Origin of the sequence: Salibacterium qingdaonense (genome assembly GCF_900114715.1) — a bacterium.
In the GTDB taxonomy this organism is placed as follows: domain Bacteria; phylum Bacillota; class Bacilli; order Bacillales; family Marinococcaceae; genus Salibacterium; species Salibacterium qingdaonense.
In genome coordinates, this window is sequence record NZ_FOTY01000002.1 from 267576 (window position 1) to 293183 (window position 25608).

23 protein-coding genes are annotated in these 25608 nt (G+C 49.2%); 22 read left to right on the forward strand and 1 reads right to left on the reverse strand.

Annotated elements, in window-relative coordinates:
• The first annotated feature begins 2 nt into the window (after positions 1-2).
• The 21 genes from sigE (at position 3) to pyrE (ending at position 21046) form a co-directional block, all read left to right on the forward strand.
• Positions 3-716 (forward strand): RNA polymerase sporulation sigma factor SigE, encoded by a 714-nt coding sequence (gene sigE / locus BM058_RS02965; RefSeq protein ID WP_407690158.1) that lies wholly within the window; start codon positions 3-5, stop codon positions 714-716.
• 169 nt (positions 717-885) lie between these two features.
• Positions 886-1671, forward strand: coding sequence for an RNA polymerase sporulation sigma factor SigG (gene sigG / locus BM058_RS02970; RefSeq protein WP_090925540.1), 786 nt, complete (start codon positions 886-888; stop codon positions 1669-1671).
• A gap of 178 nt (positions 1672-1849) precedes the next feature.
• On the forward strand, positions 1850-2095 hold the full coding sequence (locus BM058_RS02975; protein ID WP_090925541.1) for a YlmC/YmxH family sporulation protein: 246 nt from the start codon (positions 1850-1852) through the stop codon (positions 2093-2095).
• A gap of 103 nt (positions 2096-2198) precedes the next feature.
• A complete protein-coding gene (pgeF, locus tag BM058_RS02980; protein WP_177195405.1) occupies positions 2199-3017 on the forward strand; it encodes a peptidoglycan editing factor PgeF in 819 nt (272 codons plus the stop codon).
• Positions 3018-3046: 29 nt separating this feature from the next.
• Complete coding sequence (locus tag BM058_RS02985) at positions 3047-3733, forward strand: YggS family pyridoxal phosphate-dependent enzyme (protein WP_090925543.1); 687 nt, start codon at positions 3047-3049, stop codon at positions 3731-3733.
• A 33-nt stretch (positions 3734-3766) separates the two neighbouring features.
• Positions 3767-4180, forward strand: a complete 414-nt coding sequence (locus BM058_RS02990) for a cell division protein SepF (RefSeq protein ID WP_090925544.1) — start codon at positions 3767-3769, stop codon at positions 4178-4180.
• 25 nt (positions 4181-4205) lie between these two features.
• Positions 4206-4460, forward strand: a complete 255-nt coding sequence (locus BM058_RS02995) for a YggT family protein (RefSeq protein ID WP_090925545.1) — start codon at positions 4206-4208, stop codon at positions 4458-4460.
• Positions 4461-5252, forward strand: a complete 792-nt coding sequence (locus BM058_RS03000; protein WP_245736804.1) for a YlmH family RNA-binding protein — start codon at positions 4461-4463, stop codon at positions 5250-5252.
• Between the two features lie 81 nt (positions 5253-5333).
• Complete coding sequence (locus tag BM058_RS03005) at positions 5334-5855, forward strand: DivIVA domain-containing protein (RefSeq protein ID WP_090925546.1); 522 nt, start codon at positions 5334-5336, stop codon at positions 5853-5855.
• Between the two features lie 366 nt (positions 5856-6221).
• A complete protein-coding gene (gene ileS / locus BM058_RS03010; protein WP_090925547.1) occupies positions 6222-8999 on the forward strand; it encodes an isoleucine--tRNA ligase in 2778 nt (925 codons plus the stop codon).
• Positions 9000-9039: 40 nt separating this feature from the next.
• A complete protein-coding gene (lspA, locus tag BM058_RS03015) occupies positions 9040-9528 on the forward strand; it encodes a signal peptidase II (protein ID WP_281244664.1) in 489 nt (162 codons plus the stop codon).
• On the forward strand, positions 9521-10438 hold the full coding sequence (locus tag BM058_RS03020) for an RluA family pseudouridine synthase (protein ID WP_090925548.1): 918 nt from the start codon (positions 9521-9523) through the stop codon (positions 10436-10438). Before lspA ends, BM058_RS03020 begins: the two co-directional genes overlap by 8 nt.
• Positions 10439-10643: 205 nt before the next feature.
• Positions 10644-11192, forward strand: a complete 549-nt coding sequence (gene pyrR / locus BM058_RS03025) for a bifunctional pyr operon transcriptional regulator/uracil phosphoribosyltransferase PyrR (protein WP_090925549.1) — start codon at positions 10644-10646, stop codon at positions 11190-11192.
• A gap of 154 nt (positions 11193-11346) precedes the next feature.
• On the forward strand, positions 11347-12681 hold the full coding sequence (locus BM058_RS03030) for a uracil-xanthine permease family protein (protein WP_090925550.1): 1335 nt from the start codon (positions 11347-11349) through the stop codon (positions 12679-12681).
• 63 nt (positions 12682-12744) lie between these two features.
• The gene (locus BM058_RS03035; protein ID WP_090925598.1) at positions 12745-13680 is read left to right on the forward strand and encodes an aspartate carbamoyltransferase catalytic subunit; all 936 of its coding nucleotides are present in this window, start codon (positions 12745-12747) and stop codon (positions 13678-13680) included.
• Entirely contained in the window at positions 13677-14765 is a 1089-nt protein-coding gene (locus tag BM058_RS03040) for a carbamoyl phosphate synthase small subunit (RefSeq protein WP_090925551.1), read from the forward strand. Before BM058_RS03035 ends, BM058_RS03040 begins: the two co-directional genes overlap by 4 nt.
• A 13-nt stretch (positions 14766-14778) precedes the next feature.
• The gene (gene carB, locus BM058_RS03045; protein ID WP_090925552.1) at positions 14779-18003 is read left to right on the forward strand and encodes a carbamoyl-phosphate synthase large subunit; all 3225 of its coding nucleotides are present in this window, start codon (positions 14779-14781) and stop codon (positions 18001-18003) included.
• Positions 18000-18776, forward strand: a complete 777-nt coding sequence (locus BM058_RS03050) for a dihydroorotate dehydrogenase electron transfer subunit (RefSeq protein ID WP_090925553.1) — start codon at positions 18000-18002, stop codon at positions 18774-18776. Before carB ends, BM058_RS03050 begins: the two co-directional genes overlap by 4 nt.
• Complete coding sequence (locus tag BM058_RS03055; RefSeq protein ID WP_090925554.1) at positions 18773-19690, forward strand: dihydroorotate dehydrogenase; 918 nt, start codon at positions 18773-18775, stop codon at positions 19688-19690. The genes BM058_RS03050 and BM058_RS03055 overlap by 4 nt, the downstream gene beginning before the upstream one ends.
• Positions 19687-20394 (forward strand): orotidine-5'-phosphate decarboxylase, encoded by a 708-nt coding sequence (pyrF, locus tag BM058_RS03060; protein ID WP_090925555.1) that lies wholly within the window; start codon positions 19687-19689, stop codon positions 20392-20394. Before BM058_RS03055 ends, pyrF begins: the two co-directional genes overlap by 4 nt.
• A 1-nt stretch (position 20395) precedes the next feature.
• Positions 20396-21046 (forward strand): orotate phosphoribosyltransferase, encoded by a 651-nt coding sequence (gene pyrE / locus BM058_RS03065; protein ID WP_090925556.1) that lies wholly within the window; start codon positions 20396-20398, stop codon positions 21044-21046.
• Between the two features lie 64 nt (positions 21047-21110).
• Here the strand turns inward: pyrE and BM058_RS03070 are convergent, their stop codons facing one another.
• Positions 21111-22829 carry an Rqc2 family fibronectin-binding protein gene (locus BM058_RS03070; protein ID WP_090925557.1) on the reverse strand — a complete coding sequence of 573 codons (1719 nt, stop codon included), beginning with the start codon at positions 22827-22829 and terminating at the stop codon, positions 21111-21113.
• Between the two features lie 100 nt (positions 22830-22929).
• Between BM058_RS03070 and BM058_RS03075 the strand changes: the two genes are divergently transcribed.
• Positions 22930-25572, forward strand: coding sequence for a calcium-translocating P-type ATPase, PMCA-type (locus BM058_RS03075; protein WP_090925558.1), 2643 nt, complete (start codon positions 22930-22932; stop codon positions 25570-25572).
• The last annotated feature ends 36 nt before the right edge of the window (positions 25573-25608 follow it).

The window sequence follows — 25608 nt, forward strand, 5'->3', positions numbered from 1 at the left end:
GTTTGAAGAAAGGAACAATCACCGTATTTTGGATGAAAATACTAAGAAAAGTTGGCTGGAAGCCGGATGACCTTTATTATATTGGCGGCAGTGAAGCCCTGCCACCTCCCTTATCCAAGGAAGAAGAAGCTCATTATATCAGCAGACTTCCCGAAAATGATGAGGCAGCCCGGTCCGTACTGATTGAAAGAAATCTCCGCCTTGTCGTCTATATTGCGAGAAAATTTGAGAATACAGGAATTAATATAGAAGACCTCATCAGTATTGGAACGATAGGATTGATAAAGGCAGTAAACACATTCAATCCGGAAAAAAAGATTAAGCTTGCGACCTACGCTTCCCGCTGCATTGAAAACGAAATATTGATGCATCTGCGGCGGACGAATAAGCTCCGTTCTGAAATATCGTTTGATGAACCGCTGAATATCGACTGGGATGGAAATGAACTGCTCCTGTCAGATATTCTGGGAACGGATGAAAATATTATTACAAAAGGCATAGAAGACAAAGTGGACCGGCGGCTCCTGAAAAAGTCTCTCGAAATACTTAACCCCAGGGAAAAACAGATTATGGAGATGCGCTTTGGGCTGGCCGGAGACAAAGAACAGACACAAAAAGATGTAGCGGACCTGCTCGGCATTTCCCAGTCCTATATATCGCGTCTTGAAAAGCGGATTATTAAACGTCTTCGCAAAGAATTCAATAAAATGGTGTGAGACCTGAAAAACAGGATTGGAGGCCATTCCGCCGCTTCTAGATAAAGGGGTTGTCTCTTATCCAACTGCATATTTTTCCCTCGTCAGGACATACTGAACATGAACAAACATGATGAGCAAATGAAGCCGTCCGCGGTTCATTTCGACATCCAGACCTGGGGGGAAAACGTTGGCACGCAGTAAAGTTGAAATATGTGGTGTAGATACATCAAAGCTTCCCGTTTTAAAAAACAAGGAAATGCGCGAATTGTTCAGTCAAATGCAAAATGGAAATGAGGCGGCCCGGGAAGAATTGGTGAATGGAAATCTTCGTCTCGTATTGAGTGTCATTCAGCGTTTCAATAACCGCGGAGAACATATGGATGACCTTTTTCAGGTTGGCTGTATCGGTTTAATGAAATCGATCGACAATTTTGATCTCAGCCAAAATGTACGTTTTTCGACATACGCGGTACCGATGATTATCGGGGAAGTACGCCGTTACCTCCGCGACAATAATCCCATACGCGTCTCAAGATCGCTGCGGGATACGGCGTATAAAGCACTTCAAATGCGGGATAAGCTCATGGAGGAAGAAAATCGGGAAAAAGAACCGACCGTTCAGGAAATGGCACAAAAACTGGAAATGCCGAAAGAAGATGTCGTATTTGCGCTCGATGCCATTCAGGATCCTGTATCGCTGTTTGAGCCGATTTACAACGACGGCGGAGATCCAATTTATGTGATGGATCAGCTCAGTGATGACAAGGAACAAGATAATAAATGGACCGATCATCTGGCTCTTCAGGAAGCGATGGTTCAATTGAACGGCCGGGAGAAAATGATTCTGGATATGCGTTTTTTTCAGGGAAAGACACAAATGGAAGTGGCTGATGAAATAGGCATATCGCAGGCACAGGTCTCGCGTCTTGAGAAAGGGGCCATATCCCAGATGACCCGTTTTTCAAGCATGTGATGACACTAATAATAAGAGTTCAGCCTTCGTCAAAAAAGACGGAGGCTTTTTTTTGTCGGAATGAATATGAAGACCGGACTGTCTGCATATAATGAATTACATTCTCTCCTGCCGCATGCTTTATGAAGTAATGGAGGACGGACAAAGGTATGAACCTGAACGTAAAGGAGATCATTCGATGCGGATATCGGAACTGCAGGCAAAAGATATTGTGAATATGCACACCGGCAAGCGCCTCGGCCATGTAGGGGACGTGGATATCAATGTGGAGACAGGACATATTGAAGCAGTGATTGTAGGAGGATCTGCTAAGATGATGGCGCTGTTTCATAAAGAAGATGAGTTCATGGTGCCATGGACTCATATAGTGAAAATTGGTTCAGATGTCATTCTCGTCAATTTATATGAGCCGGACCCTGACTAATCCGCTGAATAACTGGAAAAGAAAGCTTTTCTATTGCAAACACGGGAAATATGTTAAAATGGGTACAATGAAAACGACATCCTTCAAAAAAGGAAGAGATTGGATGGAGCAGGAACCTTTCTACCGCTTTGACAACCGCCACTGGCGGGTGAAAACAGAAATTCTGCCAAAAGAAGTGACAGCCGGCATATCGTCCCGTTCGGGAGGGGTGAGTGAATGGCCGTATGACTCCCTCAACACAGCTTTCCATGTTGGAGATGACTCCCGCGCTGTCCGTGAAAACAGACGTCTTACAGCGGAATCTGCCGGATTTCCGCTGAAAAACTGGGTGGCTGCCGAGCAGGTTCATAAAGCAGATATATTAAAAGTGGACAATACGCACCGAGGCATGGGAGCATTGGAGCGGGAAAGCAATGCAGGGAATTACGACGGTCTGTACACTCGTGAAAACGACATCCTTCTTGTCAGTTTATATGCGGACTGTGTTCCGCTCTTGTTCTCGGCTCCGGGATATGCCTGTATTGGATCGGCACACGCAGGATGGAGAGGTACGAGTATGAATATAGCCGGGAAGTTTGTTTCGACCTGGCACACGGATGAAGGTGTTCCTCCGGAAGACGTTCATGCGGTCATCGGACCGGCTGTATCGGAAAGAGTGTATGAAGTGGACGATGTTGTTATTGACGCCATGAGGAACGTGCTCCCCGAAAATGAATGCGCTCCATGGAAAGCATCTTCTTCCGGAAAATGGTTTCTTTCTGTAAAAGAAATGAACCGTCTGCTTCTGAAGCAGGCGGGAGTGCCGCCCGAACAGATTTATATGAGCCCGCGCTGCACCTATCTCGAGGAAGAGAACTTTTTTTCCCACCGCAGGGACGGCAGTGCTTCCGGCCGGATGGCGGCTTTTATCGGAATGAACTGAAAAGGAAGGCAGAAAGGAGATGCTTGCTTGTGAATGTGAAGGAAAACCTCTCCCGGATCGAACAAGAGATACAGGCTGCCTGCAGCCGCTCGGGAAGAGACCGCTCGGATATACATATCATTGCTGTAACGAAATACGTGACGGTCAATAGAGCGTTGGAAGCTGTGGATGCGGGGATTTGTCATATCGGGGAGAACCGCCTGCAGGGAGCTCTCGAAAAGTGGGAAGCATGCCGCGGACAGGCTTTTCTCCATTTTGTCGGATCCCTGCAGACGAGAAAAGTAAAAGACATCGTAGATAAGTATGACTATTTTCATTCTCTGGACAGGCTGGGGCTTGCACGCGAATTCCAGAAACGAAGTCCGGAGAACCATATCGTTCCCTGTATGGTGCAGGTAAATGTTTCCGGGGAAGACAGCAAAGCCGGAGTCGCCCCGCAGGACCTGGAAGGTTTTATTGAGGATCTGAAAAACTACCCTGCTGTACAGGTGGCCGGATTGATGACAATGGCACCGTTTGAAGAAGACCCGGAGCAGACAAGGCCTGTTTTCAGGAAACTGAGGGAGCTGCGTGATGACATCCAAAAGCAGCAGTATTCCCACGCCCCCTGTAATCATCTATCGATGGGAATGTCCAACGATTTTGCGGTTGCAGTCGAAGAAGGAGCGACCTTCGTGCGTATAGGTACAGATCTGGTCGGAACGAGGCACGGATAAATCCGGAGACCGGACCATCAAGGAGGAAAGCCGATGAGCTTCAAGTCCAAATTTAAACGTTTTTTTGAACTCGAAGACGACGTCGTGGAAGAAGAGGTGGAGCGTCCGTCTGAAAAGGAACGGACAGATTCCGGGAAAGAGGAAAAAGGCGGGAATGTGGTGAGTCTGCAAAGCGTACAGCAGTCTTCCAAAGTGATTCTGATGGAACCGCGTGAATATGACGAAGCCCAGGAGATTGCCGATCACCTGAAAAACCGGAAATCGGTCATTATTAATCTGCAGCGGGTCGATTCCCAGCAGGCCAGAAGAATCGTTGATTTTCTGAGCGGCACTGTTTATGCTGTAGGAGGGGAGATTCAAAAAATCGGCCCCAGCAACTTTTTGTGTACACCGGATAATGTAGATGTTTCCGGTGATATTTCTGAAATATTATATCCACAGGATTAATAATAAATAAAGGAGAATGCCCCGCATGCAAATCATAGGAACTCTGCTGCTGAATGGGATGCAGATATATTCGTATCTCATCATTATTTACATCCTGTTGTCCTGGTTCCCCAACGCCCGGGAATCATCTATCGGAAAAATACTGGGGTCTGTCGTGGAACCGTATCTCGAACCATTCCGCCGCATTATACCGCCGCTCGGTATGATAGATATTTCGCCGATTGTTGCCATTGTAGCCCTGCATTTCGCAAGATTCGGTGTAATGGCGTTGTTTTTTTAGATGATGCCGGTACTTGAACATTTCCGCAAAGAAGAGCATCCGTTTGTCGAGCAGGCGCTGGAATGGAAAAACACGGTCGAAACGATGTATCAGCGCAGACTGACCGGTTTTCTGAATCCAAGGGAACAAGATATTCTGGCTTCCATTGTCGGCCGGGATGAGGTCGTCTATTTATCTTTTTGGGGAGGGCAGGAACACTGTGAGCGGAAAAGAGCGCTCCTTTATCCGTTTTATGAAGAAATCAACGAGGGGGATTTTGACATCCACCTGTTTCAAATCACCTACCCGCAAAAGTTTGTGTCGCTTTCTCATCCTGATGTACTGGGGTCTTTGACAGGTCTGGGCCTCAAACGTGAGAAATACGGGGATATTGTGAAAGGCGATGGGATTTTTCATTTTACGGCCGCGGGTGACGTCTCGCTGTATATTGAGATGAATCTCGAACAGGTTGGCAAAGCTTCCGTACGAACCGAACTTCTCCCCCTTTCAGAGATGCTGCCGATGGAAGATCACTGGGAGGAAGTACATACGACGGTTTCCTCGCTGCGCCTGGATGTCATGGTTGCAGGCATGTATCAGCTCTCACGCAGCAAGGCTCTGCCTTTTATAGAAAAGGGCAGAGTGAAAGTCAACTGGAGAACCGAAGATAAGCCTTCTTTTACTTTAGAGCCCGGGGATTATATCTCGGTACGGGGGAAAGGAAGAAGAAAATTCATCGACTCAGCAGGAGAAACAAAAAAGCAGCGGATCCGGATTACGTACGGAACAAAAACAGATAACACAAACACGTAAAGCAGGAAAAAGACAGATGCTGTCGAAGATTATATCACAGGAAGACATAATTAACAGAAGGATAGCAGGAGGTGCGGTAGTTTGCCATTAACACCACTCGATATTCATAATAAAGAATTTACAAGAGGGTTCCGGGGTTATGATGAAGATGAAGTGAATGAGTTTCTCGATCAGGTCATTAAAGATTATGAAAGTGTCATGCAGGAAAAAAATGAGCTGTTTACGAAAGTAAATGAACTGGAAGAAAGATTAGAGCATTTCTCCAACATTGAAGAAACGTTGAACAAATCCATTCTGGTCGCGCAGGAGTCTGCTGAAGAAGTGAAGCGTAATGCCCAGAAAGAATCCCAGCTCATCATTAAGGAAGCCGAGAAAAATGCCGACCGCATCATAAATGATGCCCTGAATAAATCGAGAAAGATTGAACTTGAAATTGAAGAGCTGAAGAAACAGGCGTCCGTATACCGTACTCGTTTCAAAATGCTCATCGAGGCCCAGCTTGAGATGCTGCATAACGAAGACTGGGATGAGGTAGTGGACACCGAAAATGAAGAAGAAAGCCGGGAAAGTGTACACACCGGGGAATCCAGACAGGTTGACTAAAAGATCTCATCTGTTCTATACTTTTACAATAAAACAATAGTCATCTCAACGAAGAAAGGGACGTGCCTGATGACAGAAACCGCTTGGTTCAGCGAACTGTGGATGGTGGGAGCACAGCAGCGGTCTCATTTATGGACATCACCCTGGAGTTCCCGCGCCGAATAAAGGAGGCGTGAGGCGGCTTTCGGCCGTTATACCGAATCAAGAGGATGATGGATGCTGAGATCCGTCATACAATCAGGGTGGTACCGCGGGCCTTCTCGTCCCTTTACAGGGGCGGGAAGGTTTTTTTGCACCGTTTTCTTAGAGAAGTACATGCTCCCAAATGGTTACAGGCGGCATGAGAATACAATAGGAGGATGAATCATGAGCTATAAAGAAACATTATTAATGCCGAAGACAAAATTCCCGATGAAAGGAAACCTTCCCAATAAAGAGCCGGAACGACAGAAACAGTGGGAAGAGGAAAACATGTATGAAAAGGTTCAGGAACGGACGAAAGGACGGCCGCTCTTTGTACTTCATGACGGGCCGCCTTATGCAAACGGCGACATTCATATGGGCCACGCTCTGAACAAAATACTAAAAGATATTATTGTACGGTATAAATCGATGAACGGGTACCATGCTCCTTATGTTCCCGGATGGGATACCCACGGCCTCCCTATTGAAACGGCGCTGACAAAAAACAAAAAAGTGGACCGCAAAAAGATGTCGACGGCAGAATTCCGGAAAGCCTGCGAAGAATATGCGATGAATCAGCTCGACCGGCAGCGCAGTCAGTTTAAGCGTCTCGGTGTGCGCGGGGACTGGGACAATCCTTATATCACCCTTAACAAAGAATACGAAGCCCGGCAGATTCAGGTTTTTGGAGAAATGGCGAAACGAGGATATATCTATAAAGGACAAAAACCTGTATTTTGGTCTCCTTCTTCAGAATCAGCACTGGCTGAAGCAGAAATTGAATACCATGATAAAAAATCACCGTCCATTTATGCAGCATTTGATGTGAAAGACGGCGGCCGGGTTCTGGATGGAGATGAACAGTTTATAATCTGGACAACCACTCCATGGACCATCCCGGCCAATCTGGCCGTAGCTGTTCATCCGGAGCTGGACTACGCCGTTGTACAGGTGCAGGAAGCGAAGTATATCGTTGCGCGTGATCTCGTGGAAAATCTGGAAACGGAACTGGAGTGGGACAGCCCTCAGATTCTGCAGACAGTAAAGGGGAAAGAACTCGAGCATCTGACAGCAACGCATCCGATATACGGCCGCGATTCCATCGTCATTCTCGGAGACCATGTGTCTCTTGATGCAGGAACGGGCTGCGTGCATACCGCTCCGGGACACGGGGAAGATGACTACAGGATTGCCCAGCATTACGGTCTGGAAACTCTCTGTCCGGTAGATGACAAAGGGTACTTCACGGAAGAAGCACCTGGATTTGAAGGTGAATTCTACGATCATGCCAATAAACCTATCACCGAAAAGCTTGATGAAGTTGGATCACTGCTGAAACTTACTTTCATTACGCATGCGTATCCCCACGATTGGCGTACAAAGAAGCCGGTTATATTCCGGGCGACCGCTCAGTGGTTCGCCTCCATTGAGGATGTACGCAGTGAACTGCTTGAAGCTGTAAACGGCGTGACATGGCTGCCTAAATGGGGAGAGACCCGTCTTTACAACATGGTCAGAGACCGCGGGGACTGGTGCATTTCCAGACAGCGTGCGTGGGGCGTGCCGATTCCGGTCTTTTATGAGGAAGACGGCACCGAAATTGTTACCGACGAAACGATTCAGCACGTATCCCGTTTGTTCCGGGAACACGGGTCGAATATCTGGTTTGAATGGGAGACAAACGACCTCCTGCCGGACGGCTACACGTCGGAAAAAAGTCCAAACGGCGGGTTCACAAGAGAAATGGACATTATGGATGTCTGGTTTGACAGTGGTTCATCCCATGAAGCGGTGCTCGAAGAACGGGAGGAACTAAAACGCCCTGCGGATGTTTATCTCGAGGGGTCCGATCAATACAGAGGCTGGTTCAACTCATCACTGACGACCAGTGTGGCGACAAATGGTGCATCTCCCTACGATATGATCATCAGTCACGGTTTTGCTTTGGACGGCTACGGTCGGAAGATGAGTAAATCACTCGGTAACGTGATGGTGCCAAACGATATTATGAAGCAGCTTGGAGCTGACATTTTAAGGATGTGGACGGCTTCGGTCGACTATCAGGCGGATGTACGCATCTCAGATGAGATACTGAAACAGGTCGCTGAAGTATACAGGAAAATGAGAAACACTTTCCGTTTTCTGCTCGGTAATCTCCAGGATTTTGATCCAGGCGCGAACCGTGTTCCTGAGGAAGAACTGTCCGAACTGGACCGCTACATGAAGCTCCGCCTGAATGACCTGGTGGAAAAAACCAAGCGTGGATACGATCAGTATGAATTTGCGCATGTGTATCACACTCTCCATAATTTCTGCACGATTGACTTAAGTTCCTTCTATATGGATATTGCCAAAGACACGCTTTATATCCGCCCGGAAAATGATTCGTCGCGGCGTGCTTTCCAGACGGTCATGTATGACACGTTAGTTGCCCTTGTGCAGTTGTCAGCGCCCATCATGCCGCACACAGCTGATGAAGTGTGGGAGTATATTCCGGGAACAGAAGCGTCAACGCCGCAGCTGACGGATATGCCCGAACCTGTCAAAAAACAGGGGAACGAAGAACTGAGACGTAAATGGGATACCCTTATGGAAATCCGTGACGAGGTATTAAAGGCGCTGGAAGAGGCCAGAAACAACAAGGAAATCGGCAAGTCACTAACAGCCGCTGTTACCATTTATGCCGGAAATAATGTATATCCGTTTTTGTCAGAAGAAAACCTGGAACAACTGTTCATCGTTTCTAAAGCTCATCTTGCAGACGCAAAAGAAGCGGCGCCCGATTCCGCCGAGCATTTCGAACATACCGCTGTTGAGGTGCATCCGGCTGAAGGTGAGACGTGTGAACGGTGCTGGACGGTGCGGACAGATGTCGGCAGCGATCCGGATCACCCTGGTCTGTGCAGCAAGTGTGCCGATATTGTTAAAAATCATTACAGTCATGTCAATACAGCCGACTAATGTTTCGGCCGCATGCGGCTGAAGAAAAGCAGGTGTTCCAATAAATATGAAAAAGTTGTTATATTATGGACTGGCGCTGTTTACCATTGCGGTCGACCAGCTGATGAAATGGCTTATCGTTCAGTATATGGATGTGGCAGAAAGTATAGAGGTTATTCAGGGGTTTTTCTATTTGACATCCCACCGTAACTCAGGAGCTGCTTTTGGCATGCTTCAGGGACAGATGTGGCTGTTTTACATCGTAACGGTGATTGTGGCTGTTTTCATCATCTATTATCTGCACCGGTACGGCATGCAGAGTAAATGGTACGGCATTCCCCTGGCGCTTATTCTCGGAGGAGCGCTCGGTAACTTTATTGACCGGGTGCTTTTCGGGGAAGTGGTGGACTTCTTTAATGTCTACATTTTCTCGTACAATTATCCGATATTTAATATCGCTGACTCCGCTCTTGTCACCGGGGTGTTCATGCTCATCGTGAAAATGGCGGCAGATGACTGGAAAGAAAAGAGGAAAGAAAAACATGGATAATTATCACACATGGCAGGTAACAAAGGAAGACGCCGGAACCCGGATTGACAAATTTCTGGCCGGATCCGGCAGTGGCTGGTCAAGAACGAAAGTACAGCAGTGGGCCGGCGAAGAGAAGATTCTTGTCAATCAAAACGTTGTGAAAAGCAATTATATTCTCCGGGACGGCGATAAGGTGGAAGTCAATGAAAAAGAAGAAGAAGAGAATCCGCTGCTTCCGGAATCACTGCCGCTTGATATTTATCATGAAGATGAAGATATCATCGTTATCAATAAGCCAAAAGGTATGGTCGTTCATCCAGCTCCGGGTCATCGTGGCGGCACTCTTGTAAATGCTTTGCTTCATCACTGCACGACGTTATCTTCTGTAAATGGCGAAGAGAGGCCGGGTATTGTCCACCGTCTTGACAAGGATACGTCGGGACTTATGGTCTGCGCTAAAAATGACAACGCTCATCTGCACCTTGCCGCTCAGCTTCAGGAAAAGCAGATGAAGCGGGTGTATCAAGCGATTGTGCACGGGAGTATTGTGCATGACACCGGGGTCATTGAAGCTCCTATCGGGAGGGATACCGGTGATCGTCAAAGAATGGCGGTTACAGATTATCATTCCAAAGATGCGGTCACTCACTTCCGGGTGATGGAGCGTTTCGAGGAGTTTACCATGGTGGAGTGCCGTCTTGAAACCGGAAGAACGCATCAGATCAGGGTTCACTTCTCCTATATTGGTCACCCGGCTGCAGGAGATCCAAAATATACCCGGAAAAAAACGACCGGCCTCAGCAGTCAGGCTCTCCATGCTTCAGGCCTTTCTCTGATTCATCCGGTGCATGAAGAATGGATGAACTGGGAAGCACCACTTCCTGAAGAAATGAACGTAATGCTTGAAGATCTTCGAAAAAAGGATTGACCCTGAAAGCATAATCTGACATAATCTATACAAACGATATGAAAGTCCTTTAAAGACAGTCCTGTGAGGCTGGGAAGGAAACGGCTGCCACCCCCTTTTTTAACAGGGGTGGTGTATCAAAAACGGTCGAACATCCTCTCACCTAAACGGGCGGGAGGATTTTTTTATGACAAAATGTTTCGGAAGAAAAAAGGTTGTGGGATGAATGGGCGAAGATCGGACGTTACTGGATGAACAGGCGGTGCGGCGGGCATTAACACGGATTTCGCACGAAATTATTGAAAAAAATAAAGGCGTGGAAGAATGCGTGCTCGTCGGTATTAAAACAAGAGGCATTTACATTGCCAATCGTATAGCTGCAAACATTGAACGGATTGAAGGAAATGCAGTACCTGTCGGTGAGGCGGATATTACGTTGTACCGGGATGATTTAACATACCGGTCCGGTGAAGGGGAGCCGGAGCTTCGGGGAACGGATATCCCGGTGGATATTAAAGATAAGAAAATCATCCTGGTGGATGATGTTCTGTACACCGGCCGTACAGTAAGAGCCGCCATGGATGCGGTCATGGACCTCGGAAGGCCCGCTCACATTCAACTGGCGGTGCTTATTGACAGGGGACACCGGGAACTTCCGGTCCGCCCGGATTATGTTGGGAAAAACATCCCTACATCCAAAGAAGAAATCATTGCCGTGCAGCTGCAGGAGACAGACCGGTTTGATGAAGTGACGATTAAAAGCAAAAGCAGTTAAACCCGCTTTAAATCAGTCCAGTGAGGCTGAAAAGGGGTATAAATGGAGCAGGAGAGACGTGTCTTCCTGCCTCCTGTTTGTACCTCTTTGCCTGACGGGCAAAGATTTTTTTTGCTCATTGAAGAGAACACCACCAGAACAGGAGAGATGACAAATGGAAGACACCCAGGTGAAATTGAAAAAAAACGACATACCAAAATGGAACAAATGGCTTATTCTGAGCATGCAGCATTTATTCGCCATGTTCGGCGCCACTATTCTCGTTCCGGCGTTGACGGGCCTCAGCCCGGCTGTTGCGCTCCTTTCGAGTGGACTTGGAACCCTCGTTTACCTGATTATCACCAAAGGGCAGATTCCTGCGTATCTGGGATCATCGTTTGCCTTTATTATGCCCGTCACATCTGCCATGGCTCTCGGGGGTCCGGAAGGAGTCATGATTGGGACATTCGCAGCCGGTGTTGTCTACAGTATTACGGCGCTGCTTATAAAAAAGACAGGCGTACAGTGGCTGATGAATCTGCTTCCGCCCGTTGTCACCGGACCGGTCATTATGGTCATCGGGCTTGGCCTTGCCGGAACAGCAGTGGAGATGGCGATGAACTTTGATGATCAGAGCGGGCAGTACGTACAACCGGCCCTTCATTTCAGCATTGCTCTGGCGACCCTTGCTATAACGATTCTCGTTTCTGTTTTTATCAGAGGGTTTCTGAATCTCATTCCGATTCTTATAGGACTGACGGGAGGCTACGCGATTGCACTTCAAGCCGGGATCGTGGATATGAGCGGGATCGCACGGGCAGCCTGGTTCCGGGTTCCGGATCTGGTTGTTCCTTTTATAGGTTTTGAACCGCAGTGGTCGTGGAACATTATTTTCCTCATGACACCGATTGCGATTGTGACGCTGGCTGAACATATCGGCGACCAGCTTGTCCTAAGCAAAGTCGCCGGCGAAAATTACGTAAAAAAACCCGGGCTGCACCGCTCCATCATGGGAGACGGAGCAGCGACGATCGTGGCTTCTCTGATCGGAGGACCGCCGAATACAACGTACGGTGAAAATATTGGCGTCCTCGCGATCACGAGGGTTTTCAGTGTGTACGTTATTGGAGGTGCAGCGGTTCTTGCTATCATATTTGGATTTATCGGGAAAGTGGAGGCCTTAATAGCGAGTATCCCGGGTGCGGTGATGGGCGGGGTATCCATCCTGCTGTTTGGCATTATAGCCTCGTCCGGTCTTCGGATGCTCATAGACAATAAAATTGACCTTGGTGTAAGACGAAATCTGATCATCGTCTCTGTCATACTCGTTATCGGTATAGGAGGTGCTTTCATCGAGATTGGTGAGAACCTTGAAATTTCGGGGATGGCCCTTGCAGCGATAACCGGTATTATTCTAAACGCAGTTCTGCCTGGAAAACAATACGGATTCGGTAACGGTGCCATGTTTGAATCCCTTGAGGAGAGCATGAAAGAAGACGACGCCGCCTGACTTACTCATAATGCCCCGCGTTCTCCAGAAACGAAAAAGAAGGAGGAACAGCCGATGATTCGAATGGATGCTGAGGACAAAACGAAAACAAACAGCGGCCCGGCGCACGTGCTGACGATGGAAGACTGGGATGTGAGTGCCATTCATGCACTGCTTGAAAAAGCCCAGTATTTTGCCGACAACCCGGAAAAACTGCCGCTGCAGCGCTTATACGCCGCCAACCTCTTTTTTGAACCAAGCACCCGTACGAAAATAAGTTTTGAAGCGGCGGAGCGGAACCTCGGTCTGGATCTGCTCCATTTCGAAGCGGATACATCCAGTGTCATCAAAGGAGAAAGCCTGTATGATACCGTGAAGACCCTGGAAAGTATCGGAGCGGATGTTGTGGTGATCCGTCACGGCCGGGAGCGTTTTTTTGATGAACTTCGCGGACACGTCAACATACCGATCATTAATGGAGGCGACGGCTGCGGCCACCATCCGACTCAGTCTTTTCTGGACCTGCTTACAATCCGCCAGGAATTCGGCACCTTCACCAATGTGAATATCGTCATTGCCGGAGATATTTATCACAGCCGTGTAGCACGTTCGAACCTGGAGGTACTTGAAAGACTTGGGGCGAACGTGTATGTGAGCGGTCCGAAAGAATGGATGAGTGACGAGCTTCTCCAGCGGTATCTGCCGATGGATGAAGCCGTGGAAGCCGCTGATGTCATGATGATGCTTCGTATTCAGCATGAACGTCATACAGTCAAGATGGTTGCAGGTCCCGATGAATACCACAAACGGTTCGGTTTGAATGAAGAGAAAGCGGCACGCATGAAACCAGGCGCTGTTATCATGCACCCGGCACCGGTCAACCGTAATGTGGAACTTGCGGATGCATTGGTGGAATCCGGCAGGTCCAGGATTTTTAAGCAGATGAAAAACGGAGTGTTTGTGAGGATGGCAGTGCTGCATTACGTACTGGAAAAACAGAAAGGATGGCTTGATCAATGAAACGAAAGCTGATGCTTGAAAACGGAAGCGTATTTACAGGAGAGGCGCTCGGAAGTACGCGCCCAACAGCAGGGGAAGTAGTGTTTAACACAAGCATGACAGGGTATCAGGAAATATTATCCGACCCTTCCTACTGTGATCAAATTGTTACTCTGACCTATCCTTTAATCGGTAACTACGGTATTAACCGTGATGATTTTGAAACACTCCACCCGGCAGCAGGCGGTTTAATTGTAAAAGAATCCGCTCATCACCCAAGCAATTTCCGGAGCGCTGCCCATCTTGATGACTGGTTAAAAGATAAAGATATCCCTGCACTGTCCGGGATTGACACCCGGATGCTGACGCGCATCATCCGCGAACACGGCACACTCTATGGTCGGATGTTCAACGTCGAAGAGGATGAAAAAGAGATATTGGAAGAACTCCGTGCGCTGCAGCCGACACGCAATAAAGTGAAAAAAGTGTCGACCCGCGCGGCCTATCATGCACCCGGAACCGGCCGCCGCGTTGTTCTGATGGACTACGGGGCAAAACACGGCATCAGCCGCAACCTGATTCAACGGGGATGTGACGTGTTTGTTATGCCTTATGACACGCCGGCCAAAGATATTTTTGAATTGAATCCGGACGGCATCATGCTGAGTAACGGCCCCGGTGACCCCGAAGATGTGCCGGAAGCTGTTGAAACGCTGAAAGCTGTACTCGGCCATATTCCGATTTTCGGCATCTGCCTCGGTCATCAGCTTCTCAGTCTGGCCTGCGGCGCCTCTTCATCAAAACTGACATTCGGTCACCGCGGAGCCAATCATCCTGTAAAAGATGTACGGACCGGACGGGTCGATATGACTTCCCAGAACCATGGGTACACGATTGACAGACAATCTCTGATGGGCACAGACCTGCAGTTGACTCATGTCAATGTGAACGATGGAACCGTGGAAGGTATTGTGCATAATGAATATCCTGCTTTCAGTGTGCAGTATCATCCGGAAGCGTCACCTGGTCCCGAGGACTCAAATAACCTGTTTGATGAGTTTATGAAGATGATGGACAAAGAAAAAGCAGCGACATCTTTCGTATAAAGGGGAGAGAGACATGCCAAAACGTACAGATATTCAGAAAATACTAGTGATCGGTTCCGGTCCCATCACCATCGGGCAGGCGGCGGAGTTTGATTACGCCGGCACCCAGGCCTGCCAGGCACTCAAAGAAGAAGGGTATGAAGTTATTCTCGTGAACTCCAATCCGGCAACCATCATGACGGATACAACGATGGCCGATAAAGTGTATATGGAGCCGATCAGCCTTGAATTTGTCATCCGGGTCATACGCAAAGAAAAACCGGATGCGCTGCTGCCGACGCTCGGCGGTCAGACCGGTTTGAATATGGCGATGCAGCTGTACCGGGAAGGCGTTCTCGAAGATCACCGTATATCCCTTCTCGGCACAGAGCTGGAAGCCATAGAGAAAGCCGAAGACCGGGAAGTGTTCCGTTCTCTCATGCGGGAGCTGGATGAACCGGTACCCGAAAGTGAGATCGTGAACACGTTTGAGCAGGCAAAAACATTTGTAGAATCGATTGGTTATCCGGTCATTGTCCGTCCGGCCTACACACTCGGCGGAACCGGGGGAGGTCTTGTCCATAACGAAGAAGAGCTGGTCGAAACCGTGGAAACGGGACTGAAGTACAGCCCGGTGACACAGTGCCTCATTGAAAAAAGTATAGCCGGATTCAAAGAAATTGAATACGAAGTAATGCGGGATGCAACAGGGGAATGCATCGTCGTATGTAATATGGAAAACCTGGATCCGGTCGGTATTCACACCGGCGATTCGATTGTCGCCGCGCCAAGTCAAACGCTTTCCGACCGCGAATACCAAATGCTCCGCAATGCCTCCCTGAAGGTTATCCGGGCGCTTGAAATCGAAGGCGGCTGCAATGTGCAGATGGCCTTGTCCCCGGACAGTTTTCAGTACTATCTAATTGAGGTGAATCCACGGGTGAGCCGTTCTTCTGCGCTTGCATCCAAAGCAACAGGCTACCCGATCGCGAAGCTGGCGGCAAAAATAGCAGCAGGCTACCGTCTTGATGAACTGAAAAACCCCATTACCGGAACGACGTACGCAAGTTTTGAACCGGCCCTTGACTATGTCGTCACCAAAATTCCGCGCTGGCCGTTTGACAAATTCGAAGCAGCCAACCGCAAACTTGGGACACAAATGAAAGCCACAGGAGAGGTCATGGCCATTGGACGGAATATGGAAGAATCCATCATGAAAGGGATCCGTTCACTTGAGATAGGCAGACACCATTTGTGTAACCCGGAATACAGAGAGTACGCAGATGAAACACTGACAGATAAACTCATCCATGCCGAAGACGACCGCCTGTTTGTTATCGGAGAAGCGTTTCACAGGGCATGGACTGTCGAACATCTGCATCATCTCACCGGAATTGACCCTTTCTTTCTGGAGAAACTTCTGGGGATTGTCAGAATGAGCGGAGAACTGTCATATGAGCCGGGACATGTTGAAAATCTCGCTGCCGCGAAAGAAATCGGCCTCCCTGATTCTGAAATCGCAGGACGGTGGGACTGGCAGGAAAAAGAAGTATACGAACTCCGCCGCCGTAAAGGTATCATGCCTGTATATAAAATGGTGGATACGTGTGCCGCTGAATTTGAATCGGAAACGCCGTATTACTATTCCACCTATGAACAGGAGAATGAAAGCAGCCCAAACGGCCGTCCATCTGTGCTTGTGCTTGGTTCCGGTCCGATCCGCATCGGACAGGGTATCGAATTTGACTACGCAACGGTGCACGCTGTATGGGCGCTGCAGGAAGAAGGCTATGAAGCGGTTATCATGAATAATAACCCGGAAACGGTATCGACGGACTTCAGTACGTCTGACAAGCTGTATTTTGAACCATTGACGGTGGAAGATGTGATGCACGTCGTGGATCTGGAACAGCCGGAAGGTGTCATCGTTCAGTTCGGGGGGCAGACCGCTGTCAATCTGGCCGATGAACTGCATGCGCGTGGTGTAACCATTCTCGGCACGACGCTTGAGGATATGGACCGTGCCGAGGACCGGGATAAATTTGAACAAACCCTGCATGAGCTCGACATCCCGCAGCCTCTCGGCAAAACAGCGGTGTCGACGAATGAAGCCCGGAAAATAGCATCTGATATCGGCTACCCGGTTCTTGTACGTCCGTCGTATGTGCTGGGGGGCAGAGCCATGGAAATCGTTGATAATGAAACGGAACTGTGTTCTTACATGGAGCGGGCTGTGAAAGTGAATGAAAAGCACCCTGTCCTGATCGACCGTTACATGGTTGGCAAAGAAGTGGAAGTAGATGCGGTGTCCGACGGAGAGACAGTGTTTATACCAGGAATCATGGAGCATATTGAAAGAGCCGGCGTCCATTCCGGTGATTCGATTGCGGTGTATCCAACCTGGTCCCTGGGTGAAGCGGTCAAACAGAAGATTGTCGAGCGCACGGTGGCCATTGGCAAGGGACTGAATATAAAAGGGCTTCTTAATATCCAGTTCGTCATTCATGAAGAAGATGTTTACGTTCTTGAGGTGAATCCAAGAGCAAGCCGTACCGTACCGTTTCTAAGTAAAATTACCGGGGTTCCAATTGCGGCTGCGGCAACGAGAGCTATTGCAGGTACAACGCTTGTGGAACAGGGATACGCTGACGGTATGCTGCCGGAGAAAAAAGAAGTATCGGTGAAAGTTCCGGTATTTTCTTTTGCGAAACTGCGCCGCGTGGATATTTCACTCGGACCTGAAATGAAATCAACAGGTGAAGTCATAGGACGGGACGCATCTCTTGAAAAAGCACTCTATAAAGGACTGATTGCATCAGGCATGAGTATACCCGCACACGGTTCGGTCCTTTTCACGGTGGCGGACAAAAACAAGGACGAAGCATTAAAACTGGCACAGCGTTTCCATGCCATCGGCTATACGCTTCTTGCGACACAGGGAACAGCTGATTTTCTGCGCAGACACGATATACCTGCTCAGACGGTAAATAAAGTATCCGAGTCTTCACCCGATCTGCTCGATGTAATCCGCAAAGGTCAGGCTCAGTTTATCATTAACACATTGACACAAGGCAAACAGCCGGCGCGGGATGGCTTCCGGATCCGCCGGGAAGCTGTTGAAAACGAAGTAGTCTGCATGACGTCAATGGATACAGCGGATGCACTGCTGAGGGTGCTTGAAATGTTCTCCTTTTCCACCGAGGCCGTACCGGAAATGACAAAACGCGCGACACCGGCATCCGGCGGGGTCACGGTATGAAAAAAGAAAACATGATTATAACCACTCACCGCCGTATTGCCCGTGATGTTTATGAAATGGAGCTGGAGGGAGATCTTGTCCAGGAGACAGCCGGTCCCGGGCAGTTTCTCCACATTCTTCCTCCTTTGAGCGATTCCATGCTGCTGCGCCGCCCGATCAGCATCTGTAAAACCGATAAAAAAAACAGCCGGTTGACGATTGTCTACCGGGCGGAGGGGAAAGGGACGAACCAATTGGCCTTGGCTCCGGTAGAAAGCAGGCTGGATGTCATGGGGCCGCTTGGCAACGGCTTTCCGGCAGCTGATGTGCCTGCGGGGGAGCACGTACTGCTCACCGGCGGAGGAATCGGAGTGCCGCCGCTGTATGACACCGCCTGTAATCTGCGGGAAAAAGGAATTGAGCTGACAACGGTTCTCGGATTCTCAGATAAAGGGGCGGTATTTTATGAAGAACCATTCAGAGAGCTTGGGGATGTGTATGTAGCGACCGAAGATGGAAGCTACGGCACAGCAGGTTTCGTAACAGACGCGATAGCGGGTGAAAATCTGTTTTTTGACCGGATTTTTGCCTGTGGCCCCGTCCCGATGCTGAAAGCTCTGGAGACAGCTTATCCAAAAGCGCGGGGCAGTATTTCACTGGAAGAACGAATGGGATGCGGACTCGGCGTCTGCCTGGCATGTGTCTGCCACAGCCGGGAGGATACAGACGGAACGGATTACCGGAAAATCTGCAGTGACGGGCCAGTATTTTCGTGGGGAGAGGTGCTTTTATGAGCAGAATGTCAGTAAGTCTGCCGGGGCTTGAGATGAAAAACCCGGTCATGCCGGCGTCGGGATGTTTTGGATTCGGAGAAGAAATCGGAGCCCTGTACGATCTGGACGAACTAGGTGCGGTTGCACTGAAAGCCACGACGCTTGAACCACGTTACGGGAATGAAACGCCGCGTGTAGCTGAAACAGCATCTGGTATGCTGAATGCCATCGGACTGCAGAACCCCGGACTAAAAAAGGTGATATCGGAAAAACTTCCACCTCTCGCTTCCCGGGATGTCCCGCTTCTTGCCAACATTGCCGGAAGTACGATGGAAGATTATGAAGCGGTGGCGGACGCGCTTTCAAGTACCGGAGCAGTTGGTGCGCTGGAGTTGAATATTTCGTGCCCGAACGTGAAACAAGGAGGCATTGCCTTTGGTACCGATCCCGCATTGGCAGCAGAGTTGACCGAACGGGTGAAGGCTGTATCAAACGTTCCGGTGTATGTGAAACTGTCACCGAATACAAGTGACATCACACGAATAGCCGAAGTGGTGGAGAAAGCAGGAGCAGACGGTTTGACGTTGATTAACACGCTGACGGGAATGAAAATCGACCGGAAAACAGGCAGGCCGCTGCTTGCCAATCAAGCTGGCGGATTATCGGGCCCGGCGGTCAAGCCGGTTGCCATCCGGATGGTTCACGCCCTGCGGCAGCAGACGACACTTCCCATTATTGGAATGGGCGGCATTATGGAAGCTGAAGATATTATTGAATTCATTATGGCTGGTGCTGATGCGGTAGCTGTAGGCACCGCTAATTTCACGAATCCTTTTATCTGCCCTGAATTAATCGCGGAACTGGACGGTATTTTAGAAAACGAACAGGTGGATCATCTGTATGATCTGCGTGCGGAGGAGGCTGGTGTGCGTTGAACCATCCGCTGATTATTGCAATGGATTTTAAAAACAAAACAGAAGCCGGCGCGTTTCTGGATAAATTTGGAGAAGAGAAGTTGTTTTTGAAAATCGGAATGGAGCTGTTTTACCGGGAAGGACCGGCTCTTGTTCATGCATGGAAGGAAAGAGGCCACAGCGTGTTTCTTGACTTGAAGCTGCACGATATTCCAAATACAGTAAAAAGTGCCGCCCGCCAGCTTGCTTCTCTGGAAGTAGACTTAACAACGGTGCACGCTGCGGGGGGAAGAAAGATGATGGAAGCGGCGCTTGAAGGTCTGGAAGCAGGAACACCGGCAGGGAGCACTGTTCCGGCATGTGCGGCAGTGACCCAGTTGACAAGCACAACCGAACACATCATGAACAAAGAAATCGGTATTCCGGGAACATTGGAGGAATCCGTTCTTCGCTACGCAGCAGGTGCCGCTGAAGCAGGGATCGACCATGTCGTTTCTTCGGCGTGGGAAGTGCCGTCTATCAAAAATCAGACACCGGCTATGAAGGCTGTCACTCCGGGTATCCGCCTGAAAGAAGATGCAGAAGATGACCAGAAGCGGGTTGTTACGCCGGCTCGGGCAAAAGAATGCGGCAGTGATGCGATTGTTGCGGGTCGCAGCATAACTCTGGCAGAAGAGCCGCTTCATACGTACCGGATGATGATGAAACAATGGAGGGAGTATTAAAATGAGAGAATGGCTGGCAGAGGAACTATTAAAAATCGAAGCCGTGAGTTTAAGTCCGAATGAGCCGTACACGTGGACATCCGGCATCAAATCCCCAATCTACTGTGACAACCGGTTGACCTTGTCTTATCCCGCTTTGCGCAAAGCCATTGCCCAAGGTTTGGCGGATATGATACGCAGGAAATATCCGCAGGCGGATCTCGTGGCGGGAACAGCAACAGCAGGAATTGCCCACGCCGCGCTCGTTGCAGATATACTTGAACTGCCGATGATTTATGTCCGCAGTTCCTCCAAGTCCCACGGAAAGGAAAACCGGATTGAAGGAGAAATACAGAGCGGGCAAAAGGTGGTCATTGTAGAGGATCTTATATCCACCGGAGGGAGTGTCGTTAAAGTAAAGGACGCTTTACTTGAAAACGGAGCCGAAGTCCTCGGCACGGCTGCCATTTTCACCTATGGACTTCAAAAAGGAGAAGGCCAGCTGCAGCAGGCAGGACTTGAATGGGAAACCCTCACCGACTATGGCACTTTAATTGAAACGGCGCTAGATAACGACTATTTAAGCGGCAAAGAAGCCGGGCGCCTACGTCTCTGGAAGAAGGACCCCGAAGACGAGAGCTGGATGCAGACCGATGAAGTGTTTCATTCGTAACAACCTGTGCAAAAAACCTGACTTCCACTGTTTGTGATGGAAGTCAGGTTTTTTGTGATGTGCTCTATTCCTTTGTGTGCAGGCGCAGGATCAGATCCTGGTCGGGGGTGACAAACACAGTGGACTGGTTGTCATAGGTAACGAAACCTGGTTTTGACCCATTTGGTTTCCATACGTGTTTAATACTTGTGTAATCGACGGGGACGGACCCGGATTCCCGGGCTTTCGAAAAATAGGCGGCGATGTTGGCAGCTTCAAGCAGTGTCTCTGTTGATGGATCACTGCCCCGGATCACAACGTGGGATCCGGGAATATCTTTTGTGTGAAGCCACGTATCTTCGCGGTTCGCCGTGCGGGACGTTAAATATTCATTCTGTTTATTGTTTTTGCCGACCAGAATTTCCGCGCCGTCCGACGATGTATATCTTTCGAGAACCGGTTTGGCCGGTTTATTTTTTCTTCGTTTTTTCTCCGGCCGTTTTTTGATATAGCCGCCTTCAGACAGTTCTTCCCGGATTTCTTCAATATCAGAAGGAGCAGCGGTCTCGAGCTGCTGGATGAGTTGTTCGAGGTACTGCATCTCGGACCGGGCTTCAGTGATCTGTTTTCTGCTCATCTCAAGTGACGTCTTCGCCTTGTTGTACTGGCGGAAGAATGCCTGTGCATTATCAGACGGGGCTTTCTGCGGATCGAGTGGAATCGTTACCGTCCCGCCGTTCTCATCATAATAGTCCATGACGTTTACTTCTTCTTCCCCGCCTTTGACAATATGAAGATTTGCTGTCAGAAGCTCTCCGAATTTCTGCGCTTCGTGCGCATTCTCCGCCCGTTTTTCCGTTTCTTCGAGCTTTTTGATTTTCTTTTTGTTTTTCTGCCATTCATTGCGCAGCATACGCTCCAAATCGTGAGCCCGCTGTTTGACGCGGTCCCTTTCGGCCTTTCCGGAATGAAAACGATCCAGCATTTCGCCGGTGGAAGAAAACGTCTTTTGTTCTCCTCCGAGGTGGTGGATGTCCAGAACGGAATAGTATTCTTTGCCGTCCTGCTCGATAATCTGAGGTGTGTAGTCTTCATCCGCTGCCTGCTTCATCAAGGTCGTGAACGTGGAAGCGATGGCTGCAGCTCCCGCGCCGATGCCGCAGCGGTGAATCACTTCTTTTGCTGTCTGCGGAGAAATTCCCGTGAAGTGCTGAACCAGCTGCTGATCCAGTTTTCCCCTATTCATATCCAGTTTGCGGATGACAGTCTCTTCATCGGCTTCAAGGGGATTCACTTTTTGCTGGGCCGGGGGATGAACGTATTCTCTGCCGGGCAGGATCGTACGGTAACTGTTTACCGACGGGGGAAGATGTTTCATGCTGTCGAGGATGATTCCCGTCTCTTTTTCGACGAGCATGATATTGCTGTGTTTTCCCATAATCTCCACAACGAGATGTTTTATGGAAGTATCCCCGAGCTCGTTCTTTCCTTCGATGACGAAGGTGACAATCCGTTCCATACCTTCCTGCCTGATTTCCCGGATAAAACCTCCTTCGATATGTTTGCGGAGCAGCATGCAGAACATCGGGGGTTCCTTGGCATTATCAATCTTCATCCCGGTAACATGCATTCTTGCAAAACCAGGGTTCGCTGATAACAAAACCTGATGATTCTGATGGTTTGCCCGGACGGTGAGAAGCAGGTCGGTTTTATAAGGCTGTTTTATTTTAGTGATACGGCCGTTCAAAAATGTATGACTGCATTCATCAACGGCTGCTTTCGTCATGATTCCATCAAAAGACATACGGACATTCCTTCCTTTCTGCTGTCTCACAAGTATAGCATGAATAACGGCTCGTCTGAATACAATGTGATGATACGTTGAACGACAAGGAGCGAGCGGAATGAACTGGTACAGCCAATCCCGGGAAGAACTGGAACGAATTCTGAACGTGTCGGCAGCATCGGGTCTGACAGACGAAGAGGCTGCGGCGAGAAAGAAACAGCACGGAGCGAACCGTCTTGAAGAAAAGAAAAAAACACCGCGATGGAAACTTTTTCTGCAGCAGTTTCAGGATATGATGATTATCCTTTTGATCGGAGCGGTTCTTGTTTCAGCACTGCTGGGTGAATACGCAGATGTATTTACCATTCTTGGTATTGTTTTATTAAATGGAATCCTTGGCTTTGTACAGGAAAATAGAGCGGAGAAATCACTGGATACACTGAAACAGCTGTCTTCCCCGATGATAACTGTTCAACGCAGCGGATCATGGAAAACGATCCCCTCTGAAGATGCGGTGCCGGGGGACATTGTGAAATTAAGAAGTGGTGACAAAATCAGCGCTGATATCCGTCTGATCAACGTTCAAGGGTTGACGACGGAAGAGTCTCCTTTAACAGGGGAGTCCCAGCCGGTTGAAAAAGAAGCAGCGGCGCTTGAGAATAAAGATCTCCCTATCGGAGAAAGAGTGAACATGGCGTTTTCCGGTACGCTTGTCACAAAAGGACGAGGGGAAGGTGTTGTAGTCGCTTCCGGAATGAAGACGGAAATGGGGAAGATCGCCCATCTGCTGTCAGAATCAAAGACAAACGAGACACCACTGCAGCAGAGACTGGCCCACCTGGGAAAAATATTAATCAGCGGAGCACTGATTTTAACCGCACTCGTCGTGTTGCTGGGTATCGTACAGGGGCAGCCGTTTTACAAGATGATTCTTTCCGGTGTGTCGCTTGCGGTCGCTGCTATACCGGAAGGACTGCCTGCGATTGTTACAGTCGTGCTGGCGCTTGGAGTGCAGCGTATGATTAAGCAGAATGCCATCGTACGACATCTTCCGGCAGTGGAAACGCTGGGGTGTGCTTCCATCATCTGTTCAGATAAAACAGGAACGCTTACCGAAAATAAGATGACGGTGACCGGAATATGGAATGAATATGGATTAGCTGTGCGTAAAAAGCGAACAGACCGATTCGAACGGCGCCGCTGCGAAAATCTACTCATCCAGTCTGTTCTTGCAAGCCAGCACGCCGTCGATACGTATCTGGAAGGCGGAACGAGCGGCGGCGACGCAACAGAGACTGCTTTAATGGAAGCGGCACAGGAACTGGGAATCTCTTTTCCGGATCTGTTTTCAGAGTACGAGGTTCAGAAGGTGTTTCCCTTTGATTCGGAGCGCAAACGAATGACGATGCTTGTTAAAGACAGGCAGGGAAAGCGCTTTGTAATCAGCAAGGGTGCCCCGGATGTACTGCTGAAAAAATGCACACGTCTGCAAAAGCAGGATAGAGCCGCCCCTCTTTCCAGTGGAGACGTGAAGGAAATCAAACAGGTGATTGAAACGATGGCTTCTAAATCCTGGCGTACGATTGCAGTGGCATCGAGATCTCTATCGTCCCATGAACGAATCGAAACAGCGGCTGATGCAGAGAAGGATCTGACATTCTCAGGCATGGCCGGTATGATGGATCCCCCGCGTCCTGAAGCTGCCGCCGCTGTTCGGGAATGCCGCAAAGCCGGTATCAAAACGGTTATGGTTACCGGAGACCATAAAACGACCGCCGCAGCAGTTGCCCGCAGTATCGGCATTCTGCCTAAGTATGGAAAGGTGATGAGTGGACAAGAATGGAATACATCAGCTCCCGAAAAGAAACGCGAAATGCTGCAGCGTACGTATGTGTTTGCCAGAGTCAGTCCACGGGACAAGCTCGATATCGTACAGGAACTGCAAAAAGCAGGGCACGTCGTTGCCATGACAGGAGACGGGGTTAATGATGCACCTGCATTGAAAGCTGCTGACATTGGGGTTGCAATGGGACGGACAGGTACAGACGTTGCCAAAGAAGCTGCTGCTCTTGTTCTGCGGGACGACAATTTCTCAACGATCCGCGCAGCAATTAGAGAGGGGCGCAACATTTATGACAATATCCGGAAGTTTATCCGCTATATGCTGGCCTCCAATGTAGGAGAAATTCTCGTCATGCTGTTTGCGGTCATGCTCACGCTGCCGCTGCCACTTGTTCCGATACAGATTCTCTGGATTAATTTAATTACAGACGGTCTGCCTGCGATGGCTCTCGGAGTGGATCAACCGGAACGCGATGGGATGAACAGGCCGCCGCGTTCAAAATCGGAAAGTATATTCGCTGACGGCATGGGAAAAAAGATTATCAGCCGTGGTTTTTTAATCGGTATTGTCACGCTGATTGGGTTTATGACTGCATTATGGGAGCATCCGCAGGATCTTGTTCGTGCACAGACTATTGCTTTTTCGACTCTGGTGATGGCCCAGCTGATACATGTGTTTGATTGCAGGGCGTCGTCGTCCATCTTTGATCGGAGGCCGTTTGAGAATACATTTCTTACGATGTCGGTATTATCGTCTGTCCTGCTGCTTTTGATTGTCATCTATGTTCCGCTGTTTCAGCCTGTGTTTCACACCACACCGCTTACGGCAATGGAATGGCTTCTCGTTTTGGCCCTGGCGTCTATCCCGACTTTTGCCCTTGCTGGAGGCCGGAACTGGAAAAACGATCGAAACGGATAGAGGGATTTTCCCTTTTCTTCGGCTTGTAGAGGGTGA

Excerpts from the sequence above, each read along its gene's own strand:
- BM058_RS02975 (WP_090925541.1), top strand. The coding sequence starts at position 1,850 with ATGCGGATATCGGAACTGCAGGCAAAAGATATTGTGAATATGCACACC.
- pgeF (WP_177195405.1), top strand. The coding sequence starts at position 2,199 with ATGGAGCAGGAACCTTTCTACCGCTTTGACAACCGCCACTGGCGGGTG.
- BM058_RS02990 (WP_090925544.1), top strand. The coding sequence starts at position 3,767 with ATGAGCTTCAAGTCCAAATTTAAACGTTTTTTTGAACTCGAAGACGAC.
- BM058_RS02995 (WP_090925545.1), top strand. The coding sequence starts at position 4,206 with ATGCAAATCATAGGAACTCTGCTGCTGAATGGGATGCAGATATATTCG.
- BM058_RS03000 (WP_245736804.1), top strand. The coding sequence starts at position 4,461 with ATGATGCCGGTACTTGAACATTTCCGCAAAGAAGAGCATCCGTTTGTC.
- ileS (WP_090925547.1), top strand. The coding sequence starts at position 6,222 with ATGAGCTATAAAGAAACATTATTAATGCCGAAGACAAAATTCCCGATG.
- BM058_RS03020 (WP_090925548.1), top strand. The coding sequence starts at position 9,521 with ATGGATAATTATCACACATGGCAGGTAACAAAGGAAGACGCCGGAACC.
- pyrR (WP_090925549.1), top strand. The coding sequence starts at position 10,644 with ATGGGCGAAGATCGGACGTTACTGGATGAACAGGCGGTGCGGCGGGCA.
- BM058_RS03030 (WP_090925550.1), top strand. The coding sequence starts at position 11,347 with ATGGAAGACACCCAGGTGAAATTGAAAAAAAACGACATACCAAAATGG.
- BM058_RS03035 (WP_090925598.1), top strand. The coding sequence starts at position 12,745 with ATGGATGCTGAGGACAAAACGAAAACAAACAGCGGCCCGGCGCACGTG.
- BM058_RS03040 (WP_090925551.1), top strand. The coding sequence starts at position 13,677 with ATGAAACGAAAGCTGATGCTTGAAAACGGAAGCGTATTTACAGGAGAG.
- carB (WP_090925552.1), top strand. The coding sequence starts at position 14,779 with ATGCCAAAACGTACAGATATTCAGAAAATACTAGTGATCGGTTCCGGT.
- BM058_RS03050 (WP_090925553.1), top strand. The coding sequence starts at position 18,000 with ATGAAAAAAGAAAACATGATTATAACCACTCACCGCCGTATTGCCCGT.
- BM058_RS03055 (WP_090925554.1), top strand. The coding sequence starts at position 18,773 with ATGAGCAGAATGTCAGTAAGTCTGCCGGGGCTTGAGATGAAAAACCCG.
- pyrE (WP_090925556.1), top strand. The coding sequence starts at position 20,396 with ATGAGAGAATGGCTGGCAGAGGAACTATTAAAAATCGAAGCCGTGAGT.
- BM058_RS03070 (WP_090925557.1), bottom strand. The coding sequence starts at position 22,829 with ATGTCTTTTGATGGAATCATGACGAAAGCAGCCGTTGATGAATGCAGT.
- BM058_RS03075 (WP_090925558.1), top strand. The coding sequence starts at position 22,930 with ATGAACTGGTACAGCCAATCCCGGGAAGAACTGGAACGAATTCTGAAC.